The 13,952-nt window shown below is 64.9% G+C and carries 12 protein-coding genes; 6 read left to right on the top strand and 6 right to left on the bottom strand.

Annotated features, from left to right (window positions below; all coding sequences use genetic code 11):
* Nucleotides 1–274: 274 nt before the first annotated feature.
* Nucleotides 275–1,378 carry a DUF2333 family protein gene (locus ACJJV2_RS13085; RefSeq protein WP_405281508.1) on the top strand — a complete coding sequence of 368 codons (1,104 nt, stop codon included), beginning with the start codon at nucleotides 275–277 and terminating at the stop codon, nucleotides 1,376–1,378.
* Between the two features lie 134 nt (nucleotides 1,379–1,512).
* On the opposite strand, the gene ppa is transcribed toward ACJJV2_RS13085, so the two are convergent.
* Entirely contained in the window at nucleotides 1,513–2,043 is a 531-nt protein-coding gene (gene ppa / locus ACJJV2_RS13080) for an inorganic diphosphatase (protein WP_043331979.1), read from the bottom strand.
* 264 nt (nucleotides 2,044–2,307) lie between these two features.
* Between ppa and ACJJV2_RS13075 the strand changes: the two genes are divergently transcribed.
* Together ACJJV2_RS13075 and ACJJV2_RS13070 are read left to right on the top strand one after the other, a co-directional pair.
* Nucleotides 2,308–4,035: a bifunctional protein-serine/threonine kinase/phosphatase gene (locus ACJJV2_RS13075; protein ID WP_043331977.1), complete on the top strand. Its 1,728-nt coding sequence runs from the start codon at nucleotides 2,308–2,310 to the stop codon at nucleotides 4,033–4,035.
* 47 nt (nucleotides 4,036–4,082) lie between these two features.
* Complete coding sequence (locus ACJJV2_RS13070; RefSeq protein WP_405281504.1) at nucleotides 4,083–4,739, top strand: NAD(P)H-binding protein; 657 nt, start codon at nucleotides 4,083–4,085, stop codon at nucleotides 4,737–4,739.
* 201 nt (nucleotides 4,740–4,940) lie between these two features.
* Here ACJJV2_RS13070 and ACJJV2_RS13065 read toward each other — a convergent pair whose 3' ends face one another.
* Entirely contained in the window at nucleotides 4,941–6,203 is a 1,263-nt protein-coding gene (locus tag ACJJV2_RS13065; RefSeq protein WP_043331973.1) for a 6-phosphofructokinase, read from the bottom strand.
* 194 nt (nucleotides 6,204–6,397) lie between these two features.
* Here ACJJV2_RS13065 and mpl point away from each other — a divergent pair, with 194 nt between their 5' ends.
* The 3 genes from mpl (at nucleotide 6,398) to ACJJV2_RS13050 (ending at nucleotide 9,205) form a co-directional block, all read left to right on the top strand.
* Entirely contained in the window at nucleotides 6,398–7,840 is a 1,443-nt protein-coding gene (gene mpl / locus ACJJV2_RS13060) for a UDP-N-acetylmuramate:L-alanyl-gamma-D-glutamyl-meso-diaminopimelate ligase (protein ID WP_405281501.1), read from the top strand.
* Entirely contained in the window at nucleotides 7,837–8,490 is a 654-nt protein-coding gene (locus ACJJV2_RS13055) for a flavin prenyltransferase UbiX (protein WP_043331969.1), read from the top strand. Before mpl ends, ACJJV2_RS13055 begins: the two co-directional genes overlap by 4 nt.
* Nucleotides 8,491–8,575: 85 nt before the next feature.
* Complete coding sequence (locus tag ACJJV2_RS13050; protein WP_405281497.1) at nucleotides 8,576–9,205, top strand: LysE family translocator; 630 nt, start codon at nucleotides 8,576–8,578, stop codon at nucleotides 9,203–9,205.
* A gap of 92 nt (nucleotides 9,206–9,297) precedes the next feature.
* On the opposite strand, the gene ACJJV2_RS13045 is transcribed toward ACJJV2_RS13050, so the two are convergent.
* From ACJJV2_RS13045 to ACJJV2_RS13030, 4 genes are all read right to left on the bottom strand, one after another.
* On the bottom strand, nucleotides 9,298–10,176 hold the full coding sequence (locus ACJJV2_RS13045; RefSeq protein ID WP_405281494.1) for a DMT family transporter: 879 nt from the start codon (nucleotides 10,174–10,176) through the stop codon (nucleotides 9,298–9,300).
* Nucleotides 10,177–10,298: 122 nt separating this feature from the next.
* Nucleotides 10,299–11,771: a bifunctional DedA family/phosphatase PAP2 family protein gene (locus ACJJV2_RS13040; protein WP_405281491.1), complete on the bottom strand. Its 1,473-nt coding sequence runs from the start codon at nucleotides 11,769–11,771 to the stop codon at nucleotides 10,299–10,301.
* On the bottom strand, nucleotides 11,768–12,727 hold the full coding sequence (locus tag ACJJV2_RS13035) for a diguanylate cyclase domain-containing protein (protein WP_153635231.1): 960 nt from the start codon (nucleotides 12,725–12,727) through the stop codon (nucleotides 11,768–11,770). The genes ACJJV2_RS13040 and ACJJV2_RS13035 overlap by 4 nt, the downstream gene beginning before the upstream one ends.
* Nucleotides 12,727–13,788 carry a hypothetical protein gene (locus ACJJV2_RS13030; protein ID WP_405281487.1) on the bottom strand — a complete coding sequence of 354 codons (1,062 nt, stop codon included), beginning with the start codon at nucleotides 13,786–13,788 and terminating at the stop codon, nucleotides 12,727–12,729. Before ACJJV2_RS13030 ends, ACJJV2_RS13035 begins: the two co-directional genes overlap by 1 nt.
* Nucleotides 13,789–13,952 lie beyond the last annotated feature (164 nt).

The raw sequence follows: 13,952 nt of genomic DNA, 5'->3' as shown, positions 1-13,952 counted from the left end.
CGCCTGCGCGGGTGGCAGTCTGGTCCTCGCCCCGCCTGCGGCTCGGTCCACGACCAGGCCCGTGGCCCAGCCCGCAATCCGGAGTGCATCGCACCTTGCCACAGAACCGGCACTTCACCGAGTGCGACTGGCACGTGCAGGGGCGCATGATAGGATAGGACGTACGTCATGAGTACCGGCGCTGGATGCATCGGCGCGGCTCACATCCGTTCAGGCAGGTCTGACTCGTCTCTCACACGGCTTTTTCTACAAGGCTTCATACAAGGAAGAACGCATGGCCCTATTCGGTAAAGGCAGCAAGCGCGGCGCCAATCGCGATGTGCTGGAAACGCCTCAGTATGGCTGGATCTGGAAACCACTGATCGGGCTGTTCGTCATTTACCTGCTGGTCTGCGTTGGCCTTGGTATCTACTGGAGCAGTGAACCGGACGAGTTCAACATCGATCAGGCCACGCGCACCGAACTGGCTCGCGTGCATGGTCTGGCCGCGCCGGTGGCCAAGGTCGAGGGTGAAGAGCAGGCACCGGCTTTCGAGACCCTGCCGACAGGCACCGCGACCGTCGCCACCCTGATGAAACTCAACGATACCCTGCTGCACAAGCCGGGCGGTTATCTCAAGAATGATGTGGCCCCGCCGGGCCTGATGCTCGACAACATGCCCAACTGGGAATATGGCGTGCTGGTGCAGGTGCGTGACATGACGCGTGAGCTGCGCAAGGAATTCAGCCGCTCGCAGTCCCAGTCCAGCGATGACAAGGCACTGGGCAAGGCCGAATCCCTGCTGTTCATCGATGCCAATGCCTGGATGCTGCCGGAAGCCGAGCATGAATATGCCGACGCCAACCGTGAGCTGGGCGACTACCTCAAGCGTCTGAGCGATGACACCCAGAACAACGGCCAGTTCTACGCGCGTGCCGACAACCTGGTGGCCTGGCTGTCGGATGTCGAGAATCGCCTCGGTTCCCTGTCCCAGCGCCTGTCGGCGAGTGTCGGCAAGTCGCAGCTCAACCTGAGCCTGGCCGGCGACAAGAGCGCCACCTCGGCCAAGAGCACCCAGACGGAAGAAGAGATCAAGACGCCGTGGCTCGAGATCGATGATGTCTTCTATCAGGCACGCGGCACCTCCTGGGCGCTGATCCATCTGCTCAAGGCAGTGCGTCATGACTTCCAGGGCGTACTGGAAGACAAGAACGCGCTGACCTCCATCGACCAGATCATCCGTGAGCTGGAAGCGACCCAGACCGATATCGGCAGCCCGATCATTCTCAATGGCTCCGGCTTCGGCTTCTTCGCCAACCATTCGCTGGTGATGGCCAACTACGTCGCGCGTGCCAACTCCGCGATCAGTGACCTGCGCAGCCTGCTCGAGAAGGGCTGATCCCGTGACGCCCGATGCCGCCTGAGGGTTCTCCTCACCGGTGTCGGGCGTGAGCCGGAAACGAAAAAGCCCCCGTCAATGACGGGGGCTTTTTTGCATCGTGATGCCTGAATCGCGCATCACCTCAGAAGGACTCAGTCCTTCTGGTAGGCAGCGGCTGCCTTCTCGATCGCGGCACGGGCGGCATCAGCACCGTCCCAGGAATCGATCTTGACCCACTTGCCTTTCTCGAGATCCTTGTAGTTCTCGAAGAAGTGCGCGATCTGCTGACGCAGCAGTTCCGGCAGATCAGTGACTTCCTGGACGTCGTCGTACAGGGAGGTCAGCTTCTGGTGCGGGACGCAGACCAGCTTGGCGTCTTCACCGGCTTCGTCGCTCATGTTGAGCACGCCGACCGGACGCGCACGGATGACGCTGCCCGGTGCGACCGGATACGGGGTCACGACCAGCGCGTCGAGGGCATCGCCATCGTCGGCCAGGGTGTTCGGGATGTAGCCGTAGTTGGCCGGGTAGAACATCGGGGTGGCCATGAAACGATCCACCATGAGCGCATCGATGTCCTTGTCGATCTCGTACTTGATCGGCGCGTGATTGGCCGGAATCTCGATCGCTACGTAGACGTCGTTCGGCAATTCCTTGCCAGCGGGGATCTTGTCGAAACTCATTGTCGAGTCCTTGGGTTTGCGGGTTGAAGGCCTGCGGGTCAAAATTCCGCTGAATTATACGAACTGGCAGACCGTTTTGCCATTATGCCACGCTCGATCGCCTTGCGTTGCACCAACGAGTGGTGGCACTGCAGGCTGACTCGGGTAACACTTGGGGCCGTCCAGCGCGGCGCAACGGCGATTGTGCGTTCAGCATCGGCTGGCGCTGCGTCACCACCGCATGCATGAAACGTAACGGCAGGATCGAGACGCAAGGAGACCGCCTTGGCGGATGCAGAGCTTTCACTCAGTTACGGTCAGGCCTTCGTGGCTCCCGACCGCAAGCGTCATCGCAGCTCGATGTCGCTGGAGATACCGCTGGAGCGCGGCCCGCTGGCGGCCAAGGGCGGCTGTGCGCTGATCGCGGACACCACCAGCAAGAACGCGATTGCCAAGCAGGCCGGCGATCTTGCCGTGCGTGGCTTTCTGGCCGATTACTTCGCCACGCCCGACAACTGGAGCGTCAAGTATTCCGCGACCCGCGTGCTGCGAGCGCTGAACAGCTGGTGTTACAGCCAGAGCCGCTTCGTGCGGGGCGGCAGTTACGTGACCTCTATTTCCGCCGTCGTCTTCCGGGGTCAGTCGGCGCATCTGTTCCATGCCGGCGACACGGTGGTCTTCCGGCTGCGTGGCGGCGAGTTCGAGCAGATCTCGCGCGATCATGTCACCGATCTCGGCGGCTATCGTTATCCGTCGCGGGCGCTGGGCATGGATGTCAGCCTCGACATCGACTACATCGAGCTGCCGCTCAAGCAGGGCGATATCTTCCTGTTCACCACCCAGGCGGTGCGCGGCACCCTGCTGCCTTCCGATTTCGTGTCACTGATTCGCGATGACGTCTCGGATCTCGATGCCGCCAGTGAGCGCCTGGCGCATGCTGCGGCGGACCGCGCCGATGAGCGTGGCTACACGGCCGATCAGTTCTGCTTCCAGCTGGTGCGCATCGATCGCCTGGCGACTGCCTCTGACGATACGCCGGGGCGCGTCTATGGCGACCTGCCGGTGCCGCGTGAGCTGGAGCCGGGCGACCGCATCGATGGCCTGGAAGTGATGGAAGTCATGTCGCGCAGCGCGCGGGTACGCGTCTACAAGGTGCGTGACCTCAAGAGCCGGCGCGTGATGGTGATGAAGGCGCCCAGCCCGGAGCTGTCGCTCAAGAATGCCTATCTCGAGCACTTCCTGCTCCAGCAGTGGGTGGTGGACCGCGTCAGCTCGCCCTTCGTGGTCAAGGTGGTGGAGCCGTCACGTCCGCGTGATCATCTCTACTATCTGCTCGAGCATCTGGAGGCGCAGACACTGACCGAATGGGCGCGCATGCACCCGCAGGCCAATCTCGAGCAGCGTCTCGACATCGCGCGCCAGCTTGGCAAGGCCGTGCATGCTCTCAATCGTCGTGAGGTGCTGCACCAGCTGATCCACCCCGACAACGTGATGATCGACCGTCATGGCAAGGTGGTGCTGGTCGATTTCGGCGCCTGCCATCTGCGTGAAGGGGATGGCCATGAGAGCGCCGGTCCGCTGGCGCGTCAGGTCGGCCTCACCGAGCACAGCGCACCGGAATATGCCCTTGGCGCCGATGTCAGTCGACGCAGCGATCAATACGGCCTGGCCTCGGTGATCTACTGGCTGCTGACCGGCATGCAGCCCTACGCCCAGTCGATGGAGCAGCTGCGCACCCATACCGACCTCGAACTGCTGGAATATCAGCCAGCCCGCATGCGCAATCCCCAGGTGCCACAGATCCTGGACGACGCCCTCAGGCGCGCCCTGGACCCGCAGCGCACCCTGCGCTATCGCCGCCTGTCTGAGCTGCTCTACGCGCTGCGCCTGCCGCAGCAGGACCCCGGCAAGGCGCTGACGCCCTCGGAGGCGATACGTGAACCGGCCAATTTCTGGCAGGGCGTCGCCGGCATTCTGCTGTTGCTGCTGGTGCTGTCCTGGCTGCTGAAGTGAGCGCAGAGCCTGATGGGGCTCAAGGCCATGGTGGGAGGAAGAGGTGTATGGGACAGACCGCGATCGTGATCGGGGCGACCGGCGTGGTGGGGCGCGAGGTGGTGGCTGAACTCATCACCTGCGAGGCCATCGCCCGAGTCATCACGCTGACGCGCCGGCCGGCGCCTGGCGACTCTGACAAGGTCGAGAACCATGTGGTCGACTTCGCGCGACTGGAAGACTGGGCCCACTGTTTTCAGGTGGACCTGCTGTTCTCGTGCCTGGGCACCACGCTCAAGCAGGTGGGGTCGCTCGAGGCGCAGCGGCGTGTCGACATCGATCATCAACTGAGTGCCGCCCGGCTGGCGGCCGCCCAGGGAGTGACGCACTACCTGCTGGTCTCCTCCAGCGGCGCCAATCACGCGAGCCGCAATGGCTATCTCAGGATGAAGGGCGAGCTGGAAGTGGCCATCAAGGCGCTGCCTTTCGCGCGTATCAGTGTCTTCCAGCCGTCATTGCTGGTGGGGGAGCGCAGCGAGTTCCGCCTGGGCGAGACGCTGGCGCGCTATCTGTTGCCGGTGCTCACCCGCTTGCCGGGCGTGCAGCGCTATCGACCGATCCGTGGCGCTCAGGTGGCGGCGCGTATGGTCGAGGTCAGCCAGCGTCAGCAGCAGGCGCATGCGGTTTACCGGCTGGAGGAGGTATTTCCCCGTCCCTCCGCATGACAACTGACAGCCATCAAAAAGCCCCGCACAGTCGCCTGTGCGGGGCTTTTTTACACTCGCTTCACTGCCTACTACCGGCTCTGTCATCGACCGGGTCAGTCAGCTATCGGGTCAGTCAGCTATCGGGTCAGTCAGCTACCGGGTCAGTCAGCAACTGGCCGTGTCAGCGCCGGACCAGTCAGGCGCATCAAAGTCAGGCGATCAGATCGTGAACGGTGTCAGCTTCTTCTCGACCTTGGCCAGCGTGAGCCTGGCGACCGCCGGCAGACCATTGACGAACGGCGGGAAGTCCTCACCCTGGATCAGCGGCGACAGATATTCGCGGCAGGCGTCGGTGATGTAGAAGCCATCTTCGGTGATGAACTCCAGCGGCATGAACTTCTCGTGGTTGGCGATCTGCTCCAGCGGCGCCTCGATGATGTCCCAGGCGTAGTCAGCGCCATCGCCGAGGCGACGGATCGCCGGCATCACGGCATTCTTGCCGGCCAGGGCCATCTCGACGGCGGCACGGCCAGTGGCGTAGGCCTGCTCGACGTCGGTCCTGGAGGCGATGTGACGCGCTGCGCGCTGCAGGTAATCGGCCACCGCCCAGTGGTACTTGTAGCCCAGATCCTGCTTGACCATGCCGGCCAGTGTCGGCGCGACGCCGCCCAGCTGACGGTGGCCGAAGGCATCGGTGTTGCCGGCATCGGCCAGGAAGGTACCATCTTCGTAACGCGCACCTTCGGAGACCACCACCACGCAGTAGCCGTGTTCCTTGACGCAGGCATCGACGCGCGCCATGAATTCCTTGCGGTGGAAGGCGACTTCCGGGAAGACGACGATGTGCGGCGGCTGGGTGGCATCTTCACCGGCCAGGGCGCCGGCAGCGGCGATCCAGCCCGCGTGACGGCCCATGACTTCCAGGATGAACACCTTGGTGGAGGTGGCGCACATGGAGGCGATGTCGAGACCGGCTTCACGGGTGGAGGTGGCGATGTACTTGGCCACGCTGCCGAAGCCCGGCGAGTTGTCGGTGATCGGCAGGTCGTTGTCCACGGTCTTCGGCACATGGATGGCCTGGATCGGGTAGCCCATGGTCTCGGCCAGCTGAGAGACCTTCAGGCAGGTATCGGCGCTGTCGCCGCCACCGTTGTAGAAGAAGTAACGGATGTCGTGGGCCTTGAACACCTCGATCAGACGCTCGTACTGGGTACGGTGGTCCTCGATGCTCTTGAGCTTGTAGCGGCAGGAGCCGAAGGCACCGCCCGGCGTGTGGCGCAGCGCGGCGATGTTCTCGTCGCTTTCCTGGCTGACGTCGATCAGGTCTTCGGTCAGGGCACCGATGATGCCGTTGTGACCGGCATACAGCTTGCCGATCTGGTCGCCGTTTTCACGAGCGGCTTCGATGACGCCACAGGCACTGGCGTTGATGACGGCGGTAACGCCACCGGACTGGGCGTAGAAGGCATTGTGCTGGGGCATGGGCTTCTCGTCTCTGCTTCCTTGTCATGGTCTTGAACGGGCTGGCGCTTACCCGCCGCATCATATCCGAAAGACATGACCCCTGCACGACGCCCGAATGCCACTGGGGGTGTCGTCCATCCCTGACAGGTCGCGCGCTACTCGCCGCCTGGCGGGCATGCTAGGCTGCTCGGGCTTCCGGATTGGAGAAACAGATGCACCTTCACGTCATCGGTATTTGCGGTACCTTCATGGGCTCCCTGGCGCTTCTGGCGCGCGCACGCGGTCATCGCGTCACGGGGAGCGATGCCAACGTCTATCCGCCCATGAGCACACAGCTGGCCGAGGCCGGTATCACCCTGATGGAAGGCTATGCGGCCGACAATCTCGTCCCCGCGCCTGACCTTACGGTGGTCGGCAATGCCGTTTCGCGCGGCAACCCCGAAGTCGAAGCGCTGCTCGAGCGTGGTCTGGCCTATACCTCCGGCCCGCAATGGCTGTGTGACGAGGTGCTGACCGGCCGTCCTGTGATCGCCATCGCCGGCACCCACGGCAAGACCACCACCGCGACCATGACCGCCTGGATTCTCGAATGCGCGGGCCTTGCGCCGGGCTATCTGATCGGTGGCGTGCCGCCGCAGCTGGGCGATTCCGCACGTATCGGCGATCCCAGGGCGCCCTTCGTGGTCGAGGCCGATGAGTACGACACGGCCTTCTTCGACAAGCGTTCCAAGTTCGTGCATTACCGTCCGCGCATCGCCGTGCTCAACAATCTCGAGTTCGATCACGCCGACATCTTCCCGGATCTCGCCGCCATCGAGCGTCAGTTCCACCACCTGGTGCGCACCGTGCCGGCAGGCGGCAAGCTGGTGGTCGCGGCGGACGCCGTCGCCGGAGCCGAGGCGCTGGAGCGCGTGCTGGATCAAGGCTGCTGGACGCCGGTGGCGCGCTTCGGCGATGAGAGCGGTATCGAGAATGCCGGTGGCGACTGGCGCTATCGCCTGATCAGTGCCGACGGCAGCCACTTCGCGCTGGCACCGCCGTTTGATGACTCAGGCGAGGCGGATCGCTTCGTCGAGTGCCAGTGGGCGATGCGCGGGCGCCACAACGTTGCCAATGCCTGCGCCGCCGTGGCCGCGGCCGTCGAATGCGGCGTGAGTCTTGCGGTGGCACTGGAGGCGCTCGCACGCTTCGCGCCGCCCAGGCGTCGGCAGGAGCTGCGCGGTGAGGTGGCAGGCGTCAAGGTCATCGATGACTTCGCGCACCACCCGACCGCCATCGCCACCACGCTCGAGGGCCTGGCGCCGGGCGTTGCGGCCGAAGGGCAGGGCGGTCGCCTGTGGGCGGTGATCGAACCGCGCTCCAATACCATGAAGCTCGGCACCATGAAGGCGCGTCTGCCGGCTTCAGTGACCGCGGCCGACCGCGTCAGCTGGTTCGCGGGCCCCAGCCTTGGCTGGTCATTGGAGGAGACGGTCAGCGAGTGCCGCGCGCTCGGCGTGGAGGCGGAGGTCGAGCAGGACCTCGATGCCCTGATCGCGAAGATCGCCAATCAATCCCGCGCCGGCGACTGGGTGGTGGTGATGTCCAATGGTGGCTTCGGCGGTATCCACGAGCGCCTTCTGGCGGCGCTGGCAGCACGTGAAGGTGAAGCATGAAAACGCAAGCGACAGCCCCAGAGGGCGAGTTCAAGTCGGCGGTCACCGTCGCGCTGACCGGGGCTTCCGGCGCCCAGTACGGCCTGCGCCTGATCGAGTGTCTGGTCGCGGCCGGTCATGAAGTGATGGTGATGGTCTCCAAGGCGGCGCACATGGTGATCGCCACCGAGACCGACGAGGAGCTGCCGGCGCGCCCGGCGCGTCTCACTGAGGTGCTCACGCAGCGCTACGCCGCCAGACCCGGCCAGATTCGCTGCTTCGGGCGCGAGGACTGGATGGCCCCGGTGGCTTCCGGCTCCGGCGCGCCGAGCGCCATGGTGGTGTGCCCGTGTTCCACCGGCTCGCTGTCCGCGATCGCGACCGGGGCCAGCAACAACCTGATCGAGCGCGCCGCCGATGTGGCTCTCAAGGAGCGTCGCACCCTGATTCTGGTGCCGCGCGAGACGCCGTTCTCGGCCATCCATCTCGAACACATGCTGAGTCTGACGCGCATGGGTGCCGTCATCCTGCCCGCCGCGCCCGGCTTCTATCATCGCCCGCAGACCCTCGATGACATGATCGATTTCATCGTCGCGCGCATTCTCAACCAGCTGGGAATCTCGCATGCGCTGATGCCGCGCTGGGGCGAGGGGCATGTCAGCGGCGATTGAAGGGCGGTCAGTCGATCCGCTCGGGTGAGAGCTTGTCAGAGGCATCCCTCTGGCACTGCATCAGACTGTGCAAGGAGAGCAGGGAATGCTGAATTGGTCATTGTTGTCGGTGTTCGTGCCGACATTCTTTCTGGTCTCGCTGACGCCGGGCATGTGCATGACGCTGGCGATGACCCTGGGCATGACCCAGGGCGTCAAGCGCACGTTGTGGATGATGGTGGGCGAACTGCTGGGCGTCGGGCTGGTGGCGGTGTCGGCGGTGATCGGCGTCGCGACCATCATGCTGCGCTATCCGATGGTGTTCTCGGCCTTCAAGCTGGCGGGTGGCGCCTATCTGGCCTGGCTGGGGATCCAGATGTGGCGCTCACGTGGCCGCCTGGCCCTGGGGGCAGCAGGGGAGGATGCGGCGGCACCGCGCGCCTCGCGCCGTGCTCTGGCGGCACAGGGCTTCGTCACCGCGATCGCCAATCCCAAGGGCTGGGCGTTCTTCATTGCGCTGTTGCCGCCATTTCTGGATGCCAGCCTGCCGCTGGCGCCGCAGCTGATCGCGCTGGTCGGCATCATCCTGACGCTGGAATTCACCTGCCTGCTGCTCTATGCCGGCGGTGGCAGCAGCCTGGCGCGCTGGCTGGGGCGTGGCTCGCGTGTGCGCCTGATGAACCGCGTGGCCGGCACGCTGATGATCGGCGTGGGAATCTGGCTCGCGACCGGTTGATGTCGGCATGACTGAGCGAAGCATTACAGCTTGTGAACGCACCAAGGCCCGCCAATGGCGGGCCTTGGTGCGTTCAGGGGCGCGGCTTTGATTCAGCTACGACGCAGTGTCTCAAGTGCTGCCGCCGCCACGATGAAGCTGCCGCCGACCAGCGTCAGCCAGGTGGGCACCTCGCCGAGAATCAACCATGCCAGCAGCACGCCGTAGACGGGTTGCAGGCAGCCGATCATGCCGACGGTCTTGGCCTTGAGGCCACCGAGGGCGAAGGTCATCAGTGCATGCGGCGCTGCCGTGAAGACGATGGCCAGCACCAGCATGGCGATCCCCGTCGAGGGGCTGGCATCCATGATCTCGCCGGAGACGAATGGCAGCGTCAGCACCACGACACCCAGCGCCTGCAGGCCCATCGACAGCACCGGATTGAGGTGGCTGAGACGGTAGCGCACCAGCAGATTGCGCGCCGCGAACAACAGGCCCGAGAACACGCCCCATAACACTCCCGCCAGGCTGTCCCCCTGCGCACTGCTGTCGCCGCCGGGGACGAGCAGCCAGACGCCGATGCAGACCAGTCCCGCTGCCGCCAGGTCCTTCGCTTTCAGGCGCGTGCCTTCCACCCAGGGCTCCAGCAGCACGATGAAGATGGGATAGGTGAACAGCGCCAGCATGCCGGTGGCCACGGAAGACACCTGCATCGAGTGAAAGTAGCTCACCCAGTGCGCGGCCATCAGCGCGGCGGCGATGCCCAGCAAGGCCCAGTCGCGCCCGCTCAGACGCAGCGAGACATGCCACTTCAGGCGCGCCAGCCACAGCAGGAACAGCCCCGCCAGCAGGCTGCGCCAGGTGGTGATATCGAGCGCCGAGAGGGGCACGCCTTTCGAGAACAGCGCCGTACCGCCGAGCAGTGCGATGCCGAGATGAATCGACATCAGCGCCTGGGGCTGGTTGGCGGGAGGGGCAGCAGGGCCGGGCATGAGGTTCCTCGTCATCAGGGGGTAGTGATAAAGCCGCCATCTCAGGCGGCTCATCGGTTTACAGCGCTATCACGGCAACGTTATCGCGACGGCCTGAGCGGCAGCAGTCTGATCGCGACAGCCTAGAGCGGCAGCCAGGCGAAGCGTGCCGCCAACAGCAGCAGGCTCGCCATGCTCAACCACAGCAGCGGGGCTGGCGATTCCAGGGGGGCCGAGGGCTGGCGCACGAAGGCGGGATAGCTGATGCGCACCAGCGCACAGACCAGCAGGCCCAGACAGGCACCGCCCAGCACATCGCTGAGGTAATGGACCCCAAGCGTGATGCGTGACAGGCCGACGAGCGTACAGGCGGCGATGGCAGCCCAGTAGATCCAGCGACGTCGCGAGGAGGGCTGGCGCTCGGCAATGAAGGCGGCGGCCAGCCCGAACACCGCCACGCTGCCGGCGGCATGGGCGCTGGGGAATGACATCGATCCTTCCAGGAAGGCAGGGGTATCCGGACGCGGGCGCTGGATCAGGTGCTTGAGCACGGTATTGGCGCTGGCGATGCAAAGCCAGGCGGCCGTCAGATGCAGCCACACCGCGTGGCGACCCTTGAGCAGTAGCCACACTAGCCACGGAGCCACGAGCGCCGCCAAGCCGGTGCCATCGGCTAGGCGAGACAGCACGAGGCTTGCCTCGCGCAGCCAGTCCTCGGGCATCAGTGAGGTGAGGCTTGCGGCCAGCGAGGCGGCCACGCGGTCGATCCACCACGGCTCGGGATGGGCCAGCACCGCCAGGCTCATGGCGGGCACGCTGATCACCGCAAAGATCAGCAGCGCCATCGAGGCGAGCGGAAACTCGCCCTCGGGGTCGGGATGACGCAGTTGCCACCATAGACGCCGCCCGGAAGGGCTGCGACGCATGCGGCGAGCCAGCCAATGATAGAGGCGGCCCTCGCGGCCCAGCTGGCGGCGCAGGAAGGAGAAGGCGAAGGCACAGGCGATCAGGCCGCTGGCCAGGCCGACCAGCAGGCCGTCGGCCCCTTCCGGCAGGGTGAACAGTGACTGCCAGGTCTGGCCCAGCAGATAGCCCGGCAGCAGGTAGGCCGGTGCCCAGGCCAGCGCCGAGAGGCCATTGACCAGGAAGAAGCGCGTCGGCGGCATGTCGAGCATGCCGGCGACCAGCGGGATGATCGGGCGCACCGGGCCGACGAAGCGCCCGAAGGCGATCGACCAGCTGCCGTGGCGATGAAAGAACTGCTGACCATGCTCGATCCACTCGGGATGGCGCGAGAAGGGCCAGCGGCCGGGCAGTTGATCGCGATAGCGGATGCCCAGCCAGAAGCTCACGCCATCGCCGATGATGGCGCCCAGCGCACCGGCGGCCAGCAATATCGGCAGCGAGAGTTCGAGATGCCCGGCCAGGGAGGCGCCGGCGGTGAGAATGACCACTCCCGGCACCAGCAGGCCGATGATGGCGAGAGATTCAAGCAGTGAGACCAGGCCGATGACGGCGACAAGGGCTGCCGGGTGATCGCTCAGCGTGGTCATCAGGGTGTCGATCATCACACTGGGGTTCAGCCAATGCAGCAGTGACGCAAGGGTGTCGCTCATTCATTGAGATCCATCAGGGCAAGCTGGCTGGCCAGCAGGCGTTGCTCGAGTTTCTGGGTGGTGTCATCGGCCTTGTACGTCACCAGGCGCGCGCGGGCAATGATGGAGCCGGTTTCCGGCTGTGTGGCCGCTGCCAGCGCCGCGGTCAGGCGCTCGCGCATGATCAGCGCTCCGGCCTCGCCGGTATTGGGCAGCATCAGCCAGAAGGACGACTTGTCGCTGCGACACAGCAGGTCGCCCTGGCGCGAGACCTCCTGCATCACGTCGCAGGCCATTGCCAGGCATTCGACGCGCCTGTCCTCGCCGAACTGCTCGCCGAGCATGTCCAGTTGCGGCAGATAGACGACCAGAATGCTGAACGGTTGGTCCAGCGCCCGCGCACGCGCCGCCTCACTGATCAGCCGTTGCTGGCCGGTGCGGGCGTTGAAGGCATTGCACTCGGTTTCCTCGCTGGCGGTCAGGCTCATGACACCCGCCTGCAGGCTGTTGATGACGAACGGCTGGCTGGCCACCAGCAGCAGACACAGGTAGCGCAGTATCTCGCCAAAGTTGTCTTCCTGGTGGCCCAATAGCCATAGCCACAGTGGTGCCAGCACCAGATTGAGCAGCATCGCCGGTGCCAGGGGCAGCAGCAGCAATGTCAGCACGCTGGGCAGCCCCAGCCACAGCGACATGCCCGGATAGGTGCCCGGTGCCTCGAGTGCCAGCATCAGATAGCTGGCAATCAGAGTCAGATAGGAAGGCAGCGGCTGCTCATCATCGAGGTGATTGAGGCCGGCGGCAATCGCCATCAGCAAGGTGGCCAGCACCGGCGTCAGGATATGCTCGAAATCGCCCACCAGGTAGCGCCACAGGGCATAGGTGGCTATCACCGCGGCGGCCAGCAGCATGATCAGTGTCTTGCGATTGGCGAGTTCGCGACGCTCGCGATGGGCCAGGCTGTGCAGAGGAGACATCAGTGATCATTCCCCCGCGACGGTGCCACGGCGACCTTGTCTGCCGCGCTGGCCGGTTTGAGGGTGTCTCGCCCATGGTCTGACGGGGCATCGTCTGTCGAGGCGTAGTCTGACGGGGCGTTGTCTGTCGAGGTTTCGTCTGACGAGGCATCGGCATCGGCAGGCTTGCGAGGCAGTGGCGGCAGCATGGTGATCGGCTGCGGTTCATCGCTCAGGTGGGCGCTGAGGCGCTTGAGGTCCAGCGCGCTGGGGTCGCTGTCGTTGAGAGGCTGCACGCGGGCGCGGATCGGCATCGCGAGATGCTCGATCAACTGGCGACGGCGCAGACTGGCCATGCGCTCGCCGCGGGTGACCAGCAGGACGGCCAGTGCCCCGTCATCGAGCTGGTAGCGGGTCTCATGCGGCAGCGCGGCACTGTCGAGGGTGTTCATCAGGCGACGATTGGCCAGACGACCGGTCTTGACCGGTGCGAGCAGGATCAATTCGATATGGATGTCCTCGCGATCGGCACGGGCAATTTCCCGCGGCAGGTCGCGCATCAGCTGGTATTGTGACCAGATAGCGCGGTTGGAATCACGCCGACCACGCCGCTCCAGCTGCATCCAGACCTGCTGCTGGCGTCGCCCACCGATGGCACCGAGCGCCATCAGGGTCGCGGTGATGCCGATGCCCAGACTCAGCCAGTCGCTGCCCAGCTGAGCGAGCGCCAGCCAGGTGGTGACCAGCCCGATCAGTGCGCAGGCCGGTGCCAGCCAGCGCGGGCGCGGATAGAGCAGCAGGACGGCAAAGCCCCACAGCCACATCAGGTGCTGTTGCGGGGCCAGCAGTACCAGCGCACTCATGATCAGCGCGACGCTGAGCATCACCAGCGTGCGGAACCAGCGCAGGGTGAACAGCTCGTGGGCGAGAGAGACCACCAGCAACATCGTGCCGCCCACCGCCAGCAACAGGGCAGTGAGCGTCAGGCCGATACTGATCTGTCGTGCCGCTTCCAGCAGCAGCAATACAGAGCCGAGCAGACAGACGAACTGACTGATACGGACTTTGAACTTGATCTCCATGGTGACTTATATTGGCACCTTTGCCGTGGATGGCGCGAAATCGGCCGAATTCCCTGGCCGAACGGTCTGTGACGTGGGCATTGCCTGCACGTTTGCAAGATGCGACGGTGCTCCGATCATGCAACGTCGTCTGCAATAATGGCAGCATACCCCAAACGGCGAGT

Source organism: Cobetia sp. Ld8, from assembly GCF_045066615.1.
GTDB lineage: Bacteria > Pseudomonadota > Gammaproteobacteria > Pseudomonadales > Halomonadaceae > Cobetia > Cobetia amphilecti.
This window is presented reverse-complemented; position numbering and strand designations above follow the sequence as displayed.